An 18505-nucleotide genomic window follows, 5' to 3' on the forward strand; every position below is an offset into this window, starting at 1 on the left:
CTAGCTCCCCCACACTTTTTGGGCAGGCTGCGCTCGCTTCATCAGCGAATCGATCGCCGAGCCGATTTGATCGGCTTCCCACATTGCGCCTTTATCTTCAGTTACCCCGGTACGCCAACCGTCGCCTAAAGAAATACGACCGCCCTGACTTTCAAATATTTGCCCCGTTACATGAGACGAATGTTCGCTGCCAAGCCACACAACAAGCGGAGCAACATTTTCCGGAGCCCAAAGGTCAAAGCTATCGTCCTCAGGCTTTTTAACGACATCGGGCATCGCGCTTTCCGTCATGTGCGTGCGAGCAGCTGGCGCAAGTGCATTACTGGTAATACCGTATCGCTTGAGCTCCGCGGCTTGGACAAGCGTTAAACTCGCAACTCCCCCTTTTGCTGCAGAGTAATTCGACTGGCCAATCGATCCTTGTAAGCCCGCGCCCGATGTCGTATTGATAATGCGAGCGTCAATTTGATGCCCGGCTTTCGCAAGATCTCGCCAACGACGCGACAAAATATTAGCAAGGCAAAAGTGCCCTTTTAAATGCACCTGCATGACCTTATCCCAATCATCTTCTGTCAGGCTAACAAACATTCTGTCGGCTAAAATCCCAGCATTATTCACTAATACATGAACATCGCCAAATGCCTCAAGTGTCGCATCAACAATCAATTGCGCGGTGTCCATCGTCGTAATATCGTGACTGTTCGCAATGGCCTTTCCACCCTGAGTAATAATGTCATCCACAACGGCACTAGCCGCATCTGGACGAATATCATTAACCACAACATTCGCACCTTGTTTAGCAAACGCGAGTGCATACGCTCTGCCTAACCCACCACCGGCACCTGTGATGATCACTGTGCGTCCTTTACACAATTCCATTGTCTCTCCTTAACCGGATATTCAAGTCAAATCTGATTGCCCCAACTTGAGGTCTATTAAAGTCTCTCGATGATAGTGACATTCGCAACACCACCGCCCTCACACATGGCTTGCAATCCATAACGACCACCGCGTCGTTCTAATTCATGCAGCAACCCTGTCATTAACCTTGCGCCAGTTGCGCCTAATGGGTGCCCCAATGCAATCGCACCACCATTAACGTTCATTCGTTCGTGGTCGCATCCTGTTTCTTTCATCCATGCCATCGCAACCGATGCAAAAGCCTCGTTCACCTCTGAGATGTCAATGTCATCCATTGATAAGCCCGCTTTTTTCAACGCCGCTTTTGTGGCAGGAATAGGCGCCGTCAGGTGCCAAATTGGATCGTCTCCCAATACACTCATGTGATGAATACGTGCGCGAGGCGTTAAGTTGTAACGTTTCAATGCGGCTTCAGATACAATCAACAACGCGGAAGAAGCATCACACGTTTGGCTAGAAACGGCCGCGGTGATAGATGGATAAGCATGACCAACAGGATCGAGCTCTGCCATTTTTTCGACAGACGTTTGCCTTGGCGTTTCGTCAGCAGTCAAACCTGCAATAGGGACTATTTCACGCTCAAAAACGCCTTCTTCTCGCGCGACGATGGCTCTTCGGTGGCTTTCTAAAGAGAACGCCTCCATTTCTGCTCGAGAGATATTCCAATGATCAGCAATACGTTGCGCCGCATAAAACTGATCGACGGGTGCATCACCAAAACGGGCTTGCCACTTCTCACTTTCAGCAAAAGGCGTTGAGAAACCAAGAGGCTGCCCGGCAAGCATGGCTGACGATATTGGAATTTGCGTCATGGTTTGGACTCCACCGACCGCAATGACGTCCTGCGTTCCACTCATCACTGCCTGCGCGGCAAAATGAATCGCCTGTTGAGATGAACCACATTGACGATCAACCGTGGTGCCCGGCACATTCAATGGCAAACCAGCGGCTAGCCAACTGGTGCGAGCGATATTACCAGCCTGTGACCCAATGGTATCAACACACCCAAAAATGACATCGTCATAGTCTTGTGCCGGTATTGCGTTACGGTCCACTAAAGCTCTAAGAACATGTGCGCCTAAGTCTATTGCATGAATGTGCGATAGACTGCCTTTACGTCGCCCAGTCGGTGTTCTTAGTGCATCAACAATATATGCCTGTGCCATTAGCCCCTCCCAAATGTGGATGATGGACCTGCACCGTCAAGTGCTTGAACTAATGTACCGTGAACAAATTGATTCAGACGTTGTTGATGAAATGCCTTTGACCCCCAGTAAGATTCTAGGGCCCATGTCCGTTTCATGAACATTTGCAAATCCACCTCCCAGGTGTAACCCATTGCGCCATGAACCTGAATGCCATGTTTTGCGGCTAAATGGGCGGCTTTGGTTGCAAAAAGCTTGGCTTGGGAAACATGAAAATCTACATCGGGATGGCCTGACTCCAGTGAGTGTGCCGCGCGGTACAAAACAGGTCTCGCAAACTCTATCTCTTTCGCGATGTCAGCTAAGTGATGCTTTAGTGCTTGGAAGCTACCAATGGCACGACCAAACTGCTTTCTCTGAGCGACATAATCAACAGATAGATCGAGCATACGCTGGGCAAGCCCAAGTAATTGCCCTGCCGTCGCGAGCGAGCCTCTATTTAACAGCTGTTGCTTAAGCGCTCGTCCAACCTCTCCGCCGATCAATTTGGTGTCAGGCACAGAACTCCATGACACTTTGGCTAAGCGACGTGAGGTATCAATACTTTTACTTTCTTCAAGGTCGACTTGGTCACGCACAACGGCATGAAGATCGTCACCATCAAACATCAATATGAGGTCAGCAAGATGCGCGTCTGATACAAGCGAATTGACGGGATGGGACACTGCCACACGTAAAGCACCGGCTGCAATTTGTTCTAGCCATTCATCACGCTGGGTGGACTGTGGTAACGAACTCAAAAGTCCGACAGCTGTGTAGCCCGTATCGGCAACCACATCTGCAATACAGTAGTAACCAAGTTCCTGGGTTAATAAAGACCAGGCAACATCCCCCATACCGATGCCACCAACCTGTTCAGGAACAGAAACCGCGAGCATGCCTTGCTCAGCAATATTGGTCATCAGCTGAGGAGAGCGTCCTGAATCGGTTTCCCAAATTTCTCGTAATACTTCAGGCGCAGCTTCTGTCATGAGAAAACGACTGATCGCTTCTTTGAAAGCTAATTGATCGTCTGTGAACGTAAAATCCATTTTTCACCTCAACTTTTAGGTAGTGCAAGCATGCGCTCGGCAATGATATTACGCTGGATTTCATTCGTTCCTGCGTAGATTGGACCTGCATGTGAGAACAAAAATCCTTCAAGCCAACGTGTATGTTTATCATCGGTTAACTCTCCTCGAGCCCCTAAGATCTCCATCGCGAGTTCATGCATTTTCAAATCCAGCTCTGACCAAAAAATTTTATTGATACTGGATTCGGCACCAATTTTTTCACCTTTACTTAACCGACCAACGGTGTAATAAGCAGATAACGCATAAGCTTGCGCGTCAGACCAAGCATTCGCGACTTCCACTGCCAAAGCAGGATTTTGCTCGGCATACGCTTTATTTTCATGAAACAATTTGATCAATTCACGAGCAGTCTGTTGAAAACGCGCTGGCGAACGCAATAGTAATCCTCGTTCAAATCCCGCAGTTGCCATCGCAACTTTCCAGCCCTGCCCTTCTTCACCAATACAGTTTTCAACCGGCACACGAACATTGTCGAAAAAGATTTCTGCAAACGCATCTTTTCCATTTAGGGCTTTAATTGGTCGAATGGTTACTCCTGGAGTATCGAGTTTAACCATGAGATAGGACAAACCGTGGTGACGCGAGGAGTTAGGATCACTACGAAACAAGCCAAAGCACCAGTCCGCGAAAATGGCGCGTGTCGACCAGGTCTTCTGTCCATTAATCACGAACTCATCACCATCGCGCACCGCTTTACTTGTAATTGCTGCCATATCTGAACCAGCGTTCGGTTCCGACCATGCTTGCGCCCACATATCATCACTCGATGCCATACGCGGTAAAAACCGTTGCTTTTGTGCTTCGGTGCCAAATTCAATCAATGTGGACCCCAACAGCAGCTGGCCATTTTGATTGACTCGCATCGGCGCACCAGCACCATAATACTCTTCTTCAAAGATCAGCCAGTCGGTTAGATCACAACCACGCCCACCAAGCTCCTCTGGCCACATCACCATTGAAAGACGGGCGTCAGACAGCTTTTTCTCCCATGATCGGTGCTGCTCAAAGCCCTCTTTTGTGTCATAACTTGCCAATGGCTCTTGAGGCACATTCTCCGCTAGCCACTGACGCACTTCGTCACGAAATGCACGTTGTTTATCGTTAAAAATCAGTTCCATGGTGGTGTATGTCCTCCATTACAAATCGAAACGCGCTTCACGTTTTTCCACAAACGCGCGTCGTGTTTCCGCCGAATCAGGGCGAGTATAAGCTTCTAATGTAAACCCTTGTTCCCAGCGATATTTCGCCTCTAAATCGCCATCTTCAATACCGTTTAATGCTTCTTTTGCGATACGGATCATCGAAGAGCTTTTCGCAGCTATTTTATTGGCAATCTCCAATGCCGTTTCTCGCAGTTGTGCGTGAGGTACGATACGCTCAATAAACCCATAACGATCCGCATCTTGTGCCGTTACGGTCTCTCCGGTAAAAAACATATAACGCACTTTTTGTACTGGGAATAAGCGTTGCAAGTGAGCACCACCCCCCATTGCACCACGGTCCACCTCTGGTAATGCAAACGTCGCGCACTCAGATGCAACGACGATGTCAGCAGCTCCGGTAATACCAATGCCGCCGCCTAATACATAGCCATGTACGGCAACAATGACAGGCACTGGGCTACGGTGGACCGCTTTGAAAGTGGCATAGTTGCCCGCATTCACTTGAACAATGCGTTCTGGATACTTATCCAACTCCTTGATATCCACACCCGCACAAAAACCTCGTCCCTGTGAACGAATCACGATAACTTTCACATCTTCTTGGGTACCTAGCGCATCGATGGCTTGTGCAAGCGCCAGCCATTCGTGGCTATCGAGAGCATTCACTGGCGGCTTTTCTATCACGAGTTCCGCAATACCGTTGTCGATGACGGTATGAAATGCGTCATTTTGATTTTGTTGTGTCATCTAACTCACTTCCTTGTGGGGGTAGATAAAATGGTTAGCATTGCCTTGAAACAAACGTTGTAAACACTGTTCAGCATCTTCAGCAATGCCATGAATAAGTTGTTCCGCAGAAATTAATTCATCAATTGCGGCAGCCACCTGACCACTCGGTAAAATGCCTTGATCTGGCTGCCCGTCAACCATCGAATGTTGAAGAAGCACTGGCTGATTGGCTGCCATCACCGTTTGTGAAAGCTCTGCAGGATCTTCTTTTAATGCTTTGAAGAAGACTCGTAGCATGTGTGGCAACGTCATATTCGTCTGCTTCTTCCACTCCCATGCGCTAGAAAGAGCAATCATAAGACGCCCCATTGCACTGGATTTTTCAAGCTTTTTAATCAATGACGTGGCTATCATGCGATGACGCAACCCATCGACTGCGGTGGTCACTTGTATCTTTTGTGGATCTTTGACTGCTAGGTAACGCTCCAAAGTCACACTTGGTGTTGGGGAGTCGGTAGTCATTAAAAAACGCGTTCCCATGGCAATGCCACACGCTCCCGCCGCCAAAGCAGAAGCTAAACCTCGACCTGTAGAGAAACCACCGGCAGCAATAACAGGCACATCCACCGCATCTAGCACTTGAGGAAGCAAGATCGAAGATGGAACACCGCCTGTATGCCCCCCACCCTCGGCACCTTGGATAGTGATCATATCTGCGCCTAACTTCACCGCACTAATGGCATGCTTAACCGCGCCCACCGTTGGAATACAAAGCACACCCGCTTGTTTAAGCCGAGCTATGGTGGCTTTGTCTGGTCCACGACCGTAACTGATCGCTTTAAGTTGGTACTTGATCGCCAAATCAACACATTGAGCCGCATTTTCCTGAAACATATGAAAGTTCAAGCCAAAGTTACGGCTCCCGGTGTGGGAAATAACACGCTTAATTTCGTCTTCCAGTTCTTCTGGTTTGATGGTCGCACCAGCAAGAAAACCAAAGCCACCGGCCTGCGTTGTTGCGATCACCAAATTTGAATCTGATACCCAGCCCATCGCAGTTTGTACAATCGGAAATCGACAACCTAACTGTTGTGTTAACTCTGTTTGAAGCATCTCATCTACCTCGCTCTTTCCGAATTAGCTTGCTGCTTGTTGGCTTTTGCCATTGCTTTTGCATCAAACCCAGAAAGCTTATCACCAGAAATTAACTGATTGTGCGTATGGGCAAAGTGATGAAAACCAAATGCCATATCCATGGACGTTCGCTTACCCATGATGTCTTCAATGGTGTTCACCACTTGCTTAGTCAATTGCAAACCAAGTCGTGGCATTTCAGCAATTTTAGCCGCCATTTTTAACGTTTCGGCCTCTAGCTCGTCTTTCGCAACCACGCGGTTAACCATACCAAGCTCATAAGCACGCTGAGCGCTCATTCGCTCACCGAGAAATAAAAACTCTTTCGCTACGCGAGGATTCATCTCAAAAACATGCGCAAAGTACTCCACGCCGGGTATACCCATTCGAACGACAGGATCTTGAAAGAAGCTCTCTTCTGAACACACGATCAGATCGCACACCCAAGCCAGCATCAACCCTCCCGCAATACAAGCACCATTAACCATTGCGATGGTCGGTTTCGGCATCTCTCTCCAGCGGCGACACATCCCCAAATACGCTTCTTGTTCACGAGCGTACTGAAATTCGCCGCCTGATTTGTTGGTATGGTCATACCATAGACTTGCTCGGTCAAAGCTTTGGTCTACATCGCGACCAGGAGAGCCTATATCATGACCTGCCGAGAAGTGTTTTCCGGCACCACAAAGCACGATCGCTTTTATCTCATCGTCATCACATGCACGCTTAAAAGCACGATCCAATGCGTAGGTCATTTGACCATTTTGAGCATTGTTGTATTGCGGTCTCATCATTGTAACGATCGCAATTCCCTGCTGTACTCGGTATTCAACAACATCATCAATGATGGTGGACTCTAGACTCATACGGCACTCTCCTGCTCTTGCTTTACAGCAACACGAATCCCAGGAGGGTTGCCCTTAATCTGATATGCACGACTATTATGCGGGTCAAGCTGACGAATCACTTCCAACTGCTCAACCGTCGGTGCCGGCGTAATATCAACGTGGTCAGGAACAAAAATATCAAAGCCGGTATTCGCAATAACCTCTTCAACAGACACGCCCGGATGCACGCTCAACAAACGAAGTTGGTGCTTAGGTCCTTGCCAATCCATCACCGCTAAGTTGGTAATCACCAAACGCAGGTCAATATCGTCTAAGGTGTACCCTTTCGGCAGTCGAGCTGGGTTTTTACCGATCGATGCCACCATGTCACACTCGCCTTTCACGAATACGCGCGGATTGTGATCCGGAACAAAGAATGAGTTCGCATGACAGATCGAGTTCCCTGGAAAACCTCGCACCCCTAACATCTGAACTTTCGGGCGTTGGTAGTCACTCCCTAGTGCAGAGATATTGGCTTGGCCATACTGGTCAATTTGTGTCGGACCAACCATTGCATGACGTTTTTTGCTCCATACATTGTCAAAAATCCGTGAGAAACCCATCCACGTTTCGTTCTTCTGCACGAACGCTTCGCTGCGCTTTCCTACTGGGTTAGGCTCAGAAAGCAAAAATGCCTCTGAATCTGTCATCATCAAATCTTGATTGATGGTTCTCATCGCCAAGCTCGCTGCAAGGCGGGGAATAACACCAATCCCGGTCGCAAGTACTTCTCCATCATGACGAAACGCCTCGGCACCTGCACAAATCATCAGTTCAGCGAGGGTATATTCTTTTGCAACTGTCATTGTATCGTCCTCTAATAAACCGGAAGGGCAAGTTGGCGAATGCTTTCTAAGCCACCGACTTGAGTTTGGTAACCTTGCTCATCAAGATTTTGAATGTATTTACTGTAATAGCCGTCAAAACCACCATCTCGCGCAAAAGCCGAATACTCTTTAAAGTGTGCCGTATCAAAACCATATAAAGGCGCACAAGAGGTCGGGTGGGCACCACCTGGTATTTCAATTACACCCGTAGTTTGAGAGCGCTCCCAAAGCACATAACGGGATTCTTCTTCACTATAAAACTCGCTTGAGTCGACGATTTCTTCGCAGCTTACGAATGTTTTATCTGCGGCACGGGCAAACCAATCATCCATATAATGATCCGGACCTTTGATCTGACAAACGCCACGTCGGTCAGCTCTATCAACATGCACAAGTGCGACATCAAGTTTCAGCGCAGGCATGGCGACCCATTCTTTGTCATCGTATGGGCTGTCAATACATTTCAATTCAGGATTCACCGTTAGCACATCGGTACCAAGGCCTAATGCTGTTGGGATATAAGGGCACCCCCATGCGGCAGCTCGTAAGCCAAGAAGCATCATGCCCTCATCAATTTCCATCACTTCCAACTCGCCCGATTGACGTGCTTGGCGGAAATAAGGCTCAAGGGGAATAAAATCGAGAGACACAAAAGCAAAAATGAGTTTTTTTACTTTACCAGCCGCACACAACATACCGACATCCGCTCCACCGTATGCCACGACTGTTAAATCTTTCACATCGGAGTTGAGGATTGCACGGATCAGTGCCATCGGTTTGCGACGAGGTCCCCAACCACCAATTCCGATTGTCATCCCATCTTCAAGAGCGTCGACCATCTGTTGAATTGTCATTTCTTTATTCATGTTACTGCTCCTGTCCGACCGAAAAATCGTGTCCCCACAAACTCACGCGGGTAAATTCAAAGGCGCGGTGGTGGTCCCAATCAACTTGGAGCCCTCCATGGCCAAACTCCATATCAAAGCCTGATGGTGTTTTCATATAAAAAGAGGTCATCTTGTCATTAAGGTGCTGACCTAGCGTGGCAGATAGCGGCACATCATGTGCAATTCGACGATCATTGGCACGTCCAACTTCAGACATTGCGTCCACTTCAACCATGGTATGGACGCAGCCACTAGGAACAGGGAACTCACAGATCGCTAAGCTATGGTGGCGAGGATTATCACAATGCATAAAATAGATGCGCGAGTTTGGCGCGTCTTCTGCCGGGCGGAAATTGAAAATATCGGAAAGCTGAAAGCCCATCACTTCAGTTAAAAACTGATAGGTTTCGTCAAAGTTTGGCGCAGGTAAAACCGTGTGACCTAGGCCCATTTCATCGGTTAGAAATCGAGGAACACCTTGCGGGGAAATAAACGGTTCGCAGCCAGATAAAAATCCCCAATAAACTTCATGGGTGTTGCCTGCTGGGTCTTGAAACGTAACAAGCTCTTGGACACCACGCTGAGTGCATTGCTCATCACTAGCGATCTCCCATGCGACCTGATGCTCAGTTAGCGTTTCAATCGCAGCATCAAAGGCACCTTTCGATGCGAGCTCCCAACCGGAGGCAATATAGCGACTCTCACTGCCCTCAATGATCAGCATGCGAAATGGGCGTTCATCCATTTTGATATACAATCCGCCACTAGGGGCCGGGTGAGTGGACATACCTAGCACTTGCTCTGCATAGTGCTGCCACTTATTCAAGTCATCAGTTTGGGCAACAAAATACCCAAGCGCCTTGATATCCATTTTCTCGTCCTCTGATTATTACACCTTGGCAATTATCAAAAGATTAGGGAAATCACTCATCGTCCATTAAGACTAAAGTTATTCTTATTCGTATATCTTTCTCTCTCATGCACTCAATTTTTATGACAGCATTTAGATAACCATATGATTTATATAGTTAGAACAACAAAACACAACGAAACCGACTCAGCATCTCGATTCCCACGCCTTGCCCGAACCACCGAAGAAAGTCGACTATCAAACCGTTTTTTATGAATAACCGTCATCATTGAGCTACACTGGTGTAATGTGACCAAAAAACAACCATTAAAAACCTCTTGGTGAAAGTTATGGATAACAAAGAAATTCAAGAGCCCGCGAAAAATAAAGATATCGTGACGGTAATCAGTGAAACCGATGAAAGCACAGAACCCAGCTCGCGCTTCTCAAGAAGACGCTTTATACGATCCGCGGCCATAAGTTCGCCAATACTACTCTCGATAAAAAGCCCATCAGCTTGGGCTGGCGGTTACAACAGCTCATGCAGCATTACGAGTTGCATGTCAGGTAACGCATCACATCCTCAAGGTTGTCAAGCCCCGCCCAAAAAACCCGATTATTGGGATAAATGTTTACGCGGAAAAAAAGAGTATGAGTCGGTAAGAAATGAACTGAACAAGCATGGGTGTTATCACTCTACCGCTTTCCATTCAATCTTCTCTCACAATATGGACAGATGGAAACGTAACCAGCAAATCTGCAAAGATTGGAAATTTAAAGTGAATGTGCGGATGTCGGATGACCCATCACTTCTTCAAGCAATAGGAGGAGATACTTGCAATTTGTATGTTCAATTTAAGCACGTCGATCGTAAGAAAAGTAAAATTACCGTGAACTTGCTTGGCCATAACGCACCCGGTTTTCATAAGAACCTCTTATGTGGTTACTTCAATGGCGTATTCCACCCCACTCCTGTGAACTATATTTGCGATTCGAACACAGTTAGAAATGCATTCATCCTTGCCCTAAATTCGTCGATCAATCATATCCTTAGAGATTTAGATAGAGGATGGTTTAGAAGTAGTGACACGAAAAAATATGCTCAGCACATGTCGAAATTAGGTAAAGATCTCAATACATGGGATGACTATTGGAATTATTAGCGAGGCGGTTTCCTTATCAAGAACATGAAAGTGCAGGTTAATGAAGCGTTTTGTTTCGATGATTGTGTGTTTGCAGATGATAAAAAAGCCGTTATATTCAGCCCATTTACATCTGAAACTCTGCTTTGTGAACATATCGTACTCGATTTTTTATCATCACTCATTAAGGCACAAGGACAACACACGACCCTTAATGATCTTATGGACAAGAGGCATGAAAGCCTAAATGAAATAACAGAAAAATTGGTTTCAATGAGGATAATTTTACTCAAGGAGTGAGTGGTTAATGTTCCTTAAAACAGAAAAACACCTACTGCAAGTGGGTGGTTTTACATTTGAAATTGAATCAAATGTTTCCTCAATACACGATTACCTATTTAAACACTATCAACACAACTTATGCCACGACGACGACCCGTTTATCGATTTTTCTATTTCGATAAAACACGGGACTGGGTTACGTCGATTCCTAAAACCACAGGTTGAGTTTTTCTTTAACCACCTCAAACCATTTAAACCCCTACCTTTGGATCAGGCTCATGCACTATTGGAATGGGGGATGAATTGGGTCATATCCACCCAAGCCCATCAATATCTCATTATTCATGCCGCCTCATTAGAAAAAAACGGCAAAGGAATCATCATTTCGGCCCCATCAGGCTCAGGGAAAAGCACGCTATGTGCTTACTTAGCATCACAAGGCTGGCGATTACTGTCTGATGAGCTGGCATTAATCGACGTTCAGACACTAGAAATGCACGGTATGGCAAGGCCGATGAATTTAAAAAATCAATCCATTGAAGTCATGCGGCCATATTATGATCAAACCAGTTTCAGCAAAGTTGCGGTCGATACTCACAAAGGTACCGTGTGTTTATTAAGGCCACCTTTTGAGAGCACTAAAAACGCCCAGCAAACCGCCTTACCTCGTCTATTGGTTTTCGTAAACTATACCCCCAAAGAAAAGATGTTTATTGAGCCAATAGATAAACCCACCGCGTTAACCGAGGTAATACAAAACAGTTTTAATTTTGGGATGTTAAACAAGATAGGATTCCAGTGTGCAAAGAAGCTCGTAAAGACATGTGACGCTGTTTATATTGAATACAGCGATTTTGAAGCATGTGAACTCGCATTAGCTGAATATATGGAAGAAAACAATCACTGTGAACAAGCTAGTTGATGTACTCAATAACCCAAAAATACTGATAAGCCTTTCGCAAAGGGAGCTCTCTACTGTGATTGCAGAGGCTCGGTATTTCAACATGCTTGCGCAGCTTCAACAAGAATGCCAACGACACGGTATTTGGGAATCATTACCGAAAAAATGTCAGCAGCATCTCGAGTCTGCAAGCTTGTTTTATCTAAACCAACAAAAAAAATTAAAAGAGGAAGTTGAAGAAATTTCACGCGTGCTCTCCCCACTAAAAGTAACGTGGATCTACCTAAAAGGAGGCGCCTACCACCTCAATAAGATGAACCATTTTGCTGGCAGAATGATGAATGACCTAGACATTTTGGTTGAGGAAGATGCTTTACCAAGCGTCGAAGCTGCGCTGCATGCTAACGGCTGGATTTCATCGGATATCAACAGCTACGATGAAAAGTTCTACCGCCATTTATCACAAGAAATACCGCCTTTGCGCCATATTTATCGCCAAGTTGAACTCGATGTTCATTTTAATATTTTACCCAAAACACTAAAAGATCCTGTAGATGGGCGATTCTTGTTCGAACAATCCACCCCGCTTGAACAGCATCAATACCAAAAAGTTCTTAAACCTCATGCGATGTTGATTCATAGTGCCATTCACTTGTTTTATGAAAGTGAATATCACAAGGGCCTAAGAGATCTCTACGACATCAATATTCTCGTGAAACATTATTCAAAAAGCCCCTCGTTTTGGGATGACATTATCAAGCTCCATCATAAGATCGGGAATGAGCAGTCTGTTTACCTAGCGCTTCGATACTGCCATCAAATCTTCAACACAGAGATACCAAAACATGTTCAGCATTATTTCAATGAATTCAAACCTAATGCAGCGTATCTTCGACTATTAGATTTCTGTTTTTTAAGTATCTTCACTTCCATGTACCCCCCTTTAAGGAATAAGCGCCACTGGTTTTGTGAAACCGTGCTGTATTTAAGAGGCCACTTAAAAAGAATGCCACTGCGTTTACTCATTCCACACTTAACGAAAAAGTCACTCGATAAATTAAAAACAAAGGAAGAAGTCCATGATCTAATATGACCCGCTTGAACGAGAACTACTAAAAGTGAAACAACAAGGTTTTGCTCTTGATTTAGAGCAAGCAGAAGCTAACATCAATTGCTTAGCAATCCCGTTATACATTGATGGTAGTCTGGCCGCTATCGCGGGCGTTAGTGGACATGCAAACGAACTAAATCAACCTCGCCTTGAGCATTTTTGCTTCCGTGTTCCTCATTAAGTAACTCAAAATTCGACAATGTCGAATCTTGTTGAATATTTTTCTTCATTATGTGCCAGTAAAAGTAAGGCATTCTACACTTGCCTCATCCAAATAGATGAGGAAGAAAAATGTCAACAGTACTTATTACAGGTTCAAATCGTGGTCTTGGTTTAGAGTTCGTTCGTCAGTACCTTGATAAAGGCTGGAAAGTTCTGGCTGCTTGTCGTGATCCGCAACAAGCGAGCGAGTTAATCGAGCTGTCGAATACAGATAATGTCGAGCTACTAAAACTTGATGTGACGTCAGAGAAAGACATCAACGCACTCGATAGAACCATTGATCACCTGATCCTAAATGCAGGTGTACTGGGTGACGATTGCGCAAAACTGGGCGAGATGACCCAATCAAAATGGTTAGAAGTTCTGAATATTAACACCGTTGCACCAGCTCTGCTTATTCAGGCGTTAAAAGAAAATGTAGCAGCTAGTGAACATAAAACCATTGTTGGCATTTCGACTCGCGTCGCAAGTATTGGTGATAACGGTTCTGGTAATATGTACAGCTATCGCACATCAAAAGCGGCGCTTAATCAAATCCTAGTATCGGCGGCGAAAAACTTAGCCGATCAAGGCGTTAAAACAGTAGCTGTTCACCCTGGTTGGGTACAAACCGATATGTAACGGTAACTCACCGAGTCGTTTTGTTCACGCAAGTTACTTTGTCAGCAAGCTTCATCAACCAGAAACGGACCTTGGTGCCATGATGAAATTATCCACTGTACCTTTCCGAGTACCTGCAGATGCGCCATACAAAGACTTTGGAAATGAAAATGGTGTTTCTAGCTACGCGACAGAATGGACGTTAACCCAGAGTTTAGAAACAGGTGAAAGCGTTTTTGAATACAACTTTGACAACAATTGGAACACAGTGCGTTTCAATGTGTACGAGATGATGGGCAAGGAATTCCGTTTACCGCTAACCCAATCTTTTATGGTTAATATCTAAAATAACCAAATACTACCCCAAGCCTTACTCTCACAAGAGTAAGGCTTTTTTTTCGTTCTATATCCCGTCCTAGAAAAACATTATTGCTTAACTCAATCTCTCTGGGACTGCGCTAGTGGTTCTAGATTTGGTCTCACGACTAACGCATCTGCGCATCCATTATGGAAACTAAGTCAGTGTCAGCAGAGTAAATCAATGCTAAGTTAATATTATTAAAACAACTTTCCTTTGAGGTAACTCTGGTTATGAACTTCAGCATTGAGCAGCTTTTGGCATTCGTTACTGTTTATGAAGAACGCTCGTTCAGTAAAGCTGCTGCAAAGCTCAACAAGCACAGAACAACCACAGGGCAAGTCATCGCCAACTTGGAAGACGTACTGGCCGTTGAGCTGTTTGAGCGCATTGGCCGAACCGTAGAGCCAACCGAAGAGGGCGAACTGCTTTACCATTACGCCAAGTCGACAATAGACCAATCCAAAATCTTCGACAAAATCGCGCTTAGCCTCTCTTACGGTGGGCTTGAGCGCATTAACTTTGCCTACTCTAGCGTGGTGCCTCACGGCCTGCTTGCTACGATAAGAGAACAGCTGGCTCTAGACTTCCCCAATATGCGCGTTAACTTTCTGGTGAAAACCAAGCAAGACGTGGAAGAAGGCATTAACAATGGCGAGATTCACTTTGGCTTAGTCAATATCGACAAAAGCAAAGGCATGTATGGCAAGGATTCAACCTTCATCGGGCACATGGAGTTTCTGCCGTTTGTGAAAAAAGGCAGCGCCTTAACCAAGCTGCCCGAAGACCAAGTGTTGGGCGCCCTGCGCACCACTCGCCAGTTTGTTTTACGAGCGTTTGTTCATGATGGTTTGAAGGAGAAGATTGTCGTTTCCGCTGACAACGAAGAGATCGATCAACTGGCGTTGGCGATAAAGCTTGTGCAGAGTGATTTAGGCTGGGCTTGGTTCCCTAAGGTACTGTCTGAGTCTCAATACGTTACCGAGCACCTTGAGCCTCTAAAATTAAACGAACTTAAACATGGCTTGAAGTTCTCGTTCGCGCTCTGGAATACCCACTCCAAGCCAATTTTAGAGATCAAAAAATCCATTATCAAAGCGGTAGACGAGTACATTAAACACTTCGTATCGCTGCAAGCAGAACGTCATTAAACGAAGGGGCAACCTCTGCCCCTTTTGCGCTTTACTTATCAACGATCCACCAAGGGTCTACCAAGCTCGATTCAGATTAAAGCTCTAACTCAATGTTGAGCTTTCTTATGATCCAATCTGGCACCGTGTGCCCTGCTCCGTAATTTGGCGATGTGGTCTCTACCTGATCTCCCGATACCCACTCTGTTTGGTTATCTTGGTTGCGTGACACCGTCCAGAACAACTGGTCTTTTTGCCTCTTAATGTAGTGCTCTACCTGCAGCGCAAACTCTTCGCTTTCAACAAATAGGCCAAACTCTATATTCAAGAAATCAGAGCGAGGATCGAAGTTCGACGAGCCGATATAAGTCAGCTTGTTATCTACCACGACGGTTTTATTGTGGTAATAGGTATCGCAATGAAAGTAATGGTCATCATTCATAGCTCTGTCTTTGTATTCGAGAATATTTACACCTTTATCAAGCAATTGCTCACGGCTTGCCTCGTAAGAGGCTGGGACAAAAGCGGAGTCATTCGAGCTTGAAGAGTTGGTCACCAATTCAACATTTATCTGCTTCTCTGTCAGCTCTTCAATTGCCTTAAAGCGCCCTTCTGTTGGAATCACATAAGGGGTCGATATCAACACATGCTCAGCGTTATTGAGTGGCTCTTTGAGGAAACTCTCCACACGAGCTCTAAAATAGGGCTGACTATCAGTGAGCTTTTTCGTTGAATCAAATACTGGTGTTGCCAATACATCAGTAAAAGTCACCGATGTTAGTTGCTGCACAGAACGCTCAATCACACTCTCTGGTTCACTCGCCTTATTTCGCGCTTTAGCGAGCGCCTTGTTGAAATGCGGAAAATCTCGCTGATATTTGACCTTTATCTGCTCAGATATTGGCGTGAGTAGTTCGCTGCTCCACAGTGCCTCATTGTTGTCTTCGAATGGACGAAGAATGTCGCCTTGGAACAGAACATCAAGGTCAAAGAAATTTGCTTTTGGGCTGTAACCAAAGTACGCATTACCGATGTTGCGACCGCCTAATATCATCTGTTGTTGGTCTACATTGAAGTATTTCTCATGCAAGCGATGGTCTAGAGTTGCTCTATTTCCTGCAAAGTCGACCACTCTACCTAACCAGCCTGTCTGTCTTGAATCGAACGAGTTAAATAAGCGTATTTCAATATTGATGTGATTCGCTAAGTCAGCCAGCCACTTCTCGTTGAATACCAACAAGTCGTCTAAGGTCAGACGCACTTTTACACCTCGGTCTGCCGCTTGTTTAATTTCTTCGAGCAATAACAGCCCTACCAGATCTTCATCCCACGAAAAGTAGGTCATATCAATGCTAGTTTTGGCAGCACGAACCAGTTCGATTCGGCGAGCCAGCGCCTCGGGTGCAGTTGGAATTAGGTAAGCTTGCGCTTGGAATTCTGTTGGTTGCCAGTTCTGTTCAAAATCACTTTCAACTTCAGGAAATGAAGTGGCACATCCCATCGCCAGCGAAATGAAAACCATCAGACAATAGAATCTGAACGGTCGTAAATTCACGTTAGTTATTACCTTTTAATAAGAAGAAGCAGGATTAATATCGCCAAGATCAGGTTTTAATAACCAGAAGTTACAAGCTCAGGCGTTAAAGAGTATTTAAATAGGAGTTTGCCTGTGTCCCTACTGGCAAACTTTATCTATCTGTTTTTACATCAAACGATTAACGATTAAAGAGTGATTTCACATCGATATGAGCCCAATCGCTTTGTGAACCTAGCGCTGGCAGTTTCACCCACATTTGCAGTTCATTCAGATCAGCAACCACTTGGTAGTTAGTTAGGTCAACATCTTGGTTCGTTGGCTTGGTCACACCACCATTTTCTTTGAAGTTGCCTTCTTCGTCGTAAAGCGTTAGGTCAAAGATATCACGCATCACTTGAGTATCAATCTCACCTTTATGGTCGTCATGACGAGCATTTAGGTTATCGAATCGTTTAAGAGAGAAGCTCAATGTTTCACGCTTACCTAGACCCCAATCAGGATTCAAGAAGGTGTTTACTGTCGCGAATGAGCTCGCATCTTTGTCTGATACACGTTTGCGGTTCTCTTGAATCGTATTTTCATAAGCACACGCTTCACCGTCTTTATCTGCAACCATCCAGATAGAAGCCACGTCTGTTCGAGCTGCTTGGAAACGTGCACTCAATGCTTGTGCTGAATCGGACTCTGTCATGTAGTCGAATACTGAGTTAAGGAACGAAGGCTTCTCAACTGAAACAATGTTGCCACCCATTGATGTACCGTCATGAAGGTCGGTATACACGCCTTTGTCGTTAAAACCTGTCACCATCCACGTCCAACCTGGCCAGCTCACGTTCACTACGCTGTTAGAGCCATCTGTTGGGTTGTAAACCGTTGTGTAGATTGGGAAGTCTAGGAATAACTCGCTCCAGTCCATGTTACGACCAACCACCATGTTGTCATTGGTTGTGCTATCGCCCCATGTTGCCAACGAAGAACAGCCAGAGAATGAGTGAAGCTTGCCAAGGTAGATAGCCATTGGACCGCTTTGGTCAAGAACCACGACTTTCTCTACAGGCCAGTTCAATGCATCCGCAACGCCTTGGAAATACTGTTTACGACGCAGTGAAAGTGAAGCAAATACACGAGCACCGAACATCTCGAATGCGTCTTCTTGGCTGATCAAACCTTTATCAAATTCTGGTTGAACAAGCACATCGTACATCGCTTGCATGTGCTCAGCTGAAAGAGCACCGTATTGCTGCCCCATTTCATACCAGCTACCGTTAAGTTGAAGAACGTAAAGCATCTCTTCGCCTGTTTCGAACATAGTGCCGTTTTCAAATTGTGCTTTTTTGATAAGAGTTGAAGTGTTCATAATGACCTCTGTTTTTAAGTGTGTGTTTGTTTAAGTTGGGTTCATTATATGGAGGATTTCCATAATCAAACACTGCGTTATGACGGATTGAACCCTACAATAAAGCCGCGCACTAAATAGGTAAAAACCATTACAAAACAATAACTAAAACATAATCCGCGACGTACATTCAGATAGTTACCCTCCGCT

General features: G+C 45.5%; 19 protein-coding genes. 7 read left to right on the forward strand and 12 right to left on the reverse strand.

The features are described from left to right. The 10 genes from VA249_RS23820 to VA249_RS23865 are packed head-to-tail and all read right to left on the reverse strand — an operon-like array spanning position 1 to position 9697. On the reverse strand, positions 1–879 hold the full coding sequence (locus VA249_RS23820) for an SDR family oxidoreductase (RefSeq protein ID WP_221072460.1): 879 nt from the start codon (positions 877–879) through the stop codon (positions 1–3). A gap of 56 nt (positions 880–935) precedes the next feature. Continuing rightward, positions 936–2087, reverse strand: coding sequence for an acetyl-CoA C-acetyltransferase (locus VA249_RS23825; RefSeq protein WP_221072462.1), 1152 nt, complete (start codon positions 2085–2087; stop codon positions 936–938). Then, positions 2087–3157, reverse strand: a complete 1071-nt coding sequence (locus VA249_RS23830; RefSeq protein ID WP_221072464.1) for an acyl-CoA dehydrogenase family protein — start codon at positions 3155–3157, stop codon at positions 2087–2089. Before VA249_RS23830 ends, VA249_RS23825 begins: the two co-directional genes overlap by 1 nt. Positions 3158–3165: 8 nt before the next feature. After that, complete coding sequence (locus VA249_RS23835; RefSeq protein ID WP_221072465.1) at positions 3166–4317, reverse strand: acyl-CoA dehydrogenase family protein; 1152 nt, start codon at positions 4315–4317, stop codon at positions 3166–3168. An 18-nt stretch (positions 4318–4335) separates the two neighbouring features. Further along, positions 4336–5109: an enoyl-CoA hydratase family protein gene (locus VA249_RS23840; protein ID WP_221072466.1), complete on the reverse strand. Its 774-nt coding sequence runs from the start codon at positions 5107–5109 to the stop codon at positions 4336–4338. Next, positions 5110–6204: an NAD(P)H-dependent flavin oxidoreductase gene (locus VA249_RS23845; protein WP_128813569.1), complete on the reverse strand. Its 1095-nt coding sequence runs from the start codon at positions 6202–6204 to the stop codon at positions 5110–5112. A gap of 5 nt (positions 6205–6209) precedes the next feature. Beyond that, positions 6210–7091 (reverse strand): enoyl-CoA hydratase, encoded by an 882-nt coding sequence (locus VA249_RS23850; protein ID WP_221072467.1) that lies wholly within the window; start codon positions 7089–7091, stop codon positions 6210–6212. After that, complete coding sequence (locus VA249_RS23855; RefSeq protein ID WP_221072468.1) at positions 7088–7918, reverse strand: CoA-transferase subunit beta; 831 nt, start codon at positions 7916–7918, stop codon at positions 7088–7090. The genes VA249_RS23850 and VA249_RS23855 overlap by 4 nt, the downstream gene beginning before the upstream one ends. An 11-nt stretch (positions 7919–7929) precedes the next feature. Beyond that, entirely contained in the window at positions 7930–8805 is an 876-nt protein-coding gene (locus VA249_RS23860; protein WP_221072469.1) for a CoA transferase subunit A, read from the reverse strand. Between the two features lies 1 nt (position 8806). Next, complete coding sequence (locus VA249_RS23865; RefSeq protein ID WP_221072470.1) at positions 8807–9697, reverse strand: VOC family protein; 891 nt, start codon at positions 9695–9697, stop codon at positions 8807–8809. A gap of 329 nt (positions 9698–10026) precedes the next feature. On the opposite strand from VA249_RS23865, the gene VA249_RS23870 reads away from it, so the two are divergent. The 7 genes from VA249_RS23870 to VA249_RS23900 all read left to right on the forward strand — a co-directional run bounded on the left by VA249_RS23870 (position 10027) and on the right by VA249_RS23900 (position 15443). After that, entirely contained in the window at positions 10027–10839 is an 813-nt protein-coding gene (locus tag VA249_RS23870; protein ID WP_221072471.1) for a hypothetical protein, read from the forward strand. 286 nt (positions 10840–11125) lie between these two features. Next, positions 11126–12022, forward strand: coding sequence for an HprK-related kinase A (locus tag VA249_RS23875; protein ID WP_221072472.1), 897 nt, complete (start codon positions 11126–11128; stop codon positions 12020–12022). Further along, positions 12006–13094 carry a nucleotidyltransferase family protein gene (locus tag VA249_RS23880; RefSeq protein WP_128813562.1) on the forward strand — a complete coding sequence of 363 codons (1089 nt, stop codon included), beginning with the start codon at positions 12006–12008 and terminating at the stop codon, positions 13092–13094. The genes VA249_RS23875 and VA249_RS23880 overlap by 17 nt, the downstream gene beginning before the upstream one ends. Before the next feature lie 25 nt (positions 13095–13119). Then, entirely contained in the window at positions 13120–13293 is a 174-nt protein-coding gene (locus tag VA249_RS24185) for an IclR family transcriptional regulator C-terminal domain-containing protein (protein WP_225927164.1), read from the forward strand. Positions 13294–13403: 110 nt separating this feature from the next. Beyond that, on the forward strand, positions 13404–13955 hold the full coding sequence (locus VA249_RS23890; RefSeq protein WP_221072474.1) for an SDR family oxidoreductase: 552 nt from the start codon (positions 13404–13406) through the stop codon (positions 13953–13955). A gap of 79 nt (positions 13956–14034) precedes the next feature. Beyond that, entirely contained in the window at positions 14035–14280 is a 246-nt protein-coding gene (locus VA249_RS23895; protein WP_225927165.1) for a hypothetical protein, read from the forward strand. A 245-nt stretch (positions 14281–14525) separates the two neighbouring features. Continuing rightward, positions 14526–15443: a LysR family transcriptional regulator gene (locus VA249_RS23900; protein ID WP_221072476.1), complete on the forward strand. Its 918-nt coding sequence runs from the start codon at positions 14526–14528 to the stop codon at positions 15441–15443. A 76-nt stretch (positions 15444–15519) separates the two neighbouring features. Here VA249_RS23900 and VA249_RS23905 read toward each other — a convergent pair whose 3' ends face one another. Together VA249_RS23905 and VA249_RS23910 are read right to left on the reverse strand one after the other, a co-directional pair. Continuing rightward, positions 15520–16944, reverse strand: coding sequence for a phospholipase D family protein (locus VA249_RS23905; protein ID WP_221072684.1), 1425 nt, complete (start codon positions 16942–16944; stop codon positions 15520–15522). A 193-nt stretch (positions 16945–17137) separates the two neighbouring features. Continuing rightward, positions 17138–18316 (reverse strand): C45 family autoproteolytic acyltransferase/hydrolase, encoded by a 1179-nt coding sequence (locus VA249_RS23910; RefSeq protein ID WP_221072478.1) that lies wholly within the window; start codon positions 18314–18316, stop codon positions 17138–17140. Positions 18317–18505: the final 189 nt, after the last annotated feature.

The sequence above is a fragment of the Vibrio alfacsensis genome, from assembly GCF_019670485.1.
Taxonomy (GTDB): Bacteria; Pseudomonadota; Gammaproteobacteria; order Enterobacterales; family Vibrionaceae; genus Vibrio; species Vibrio alfacsensis.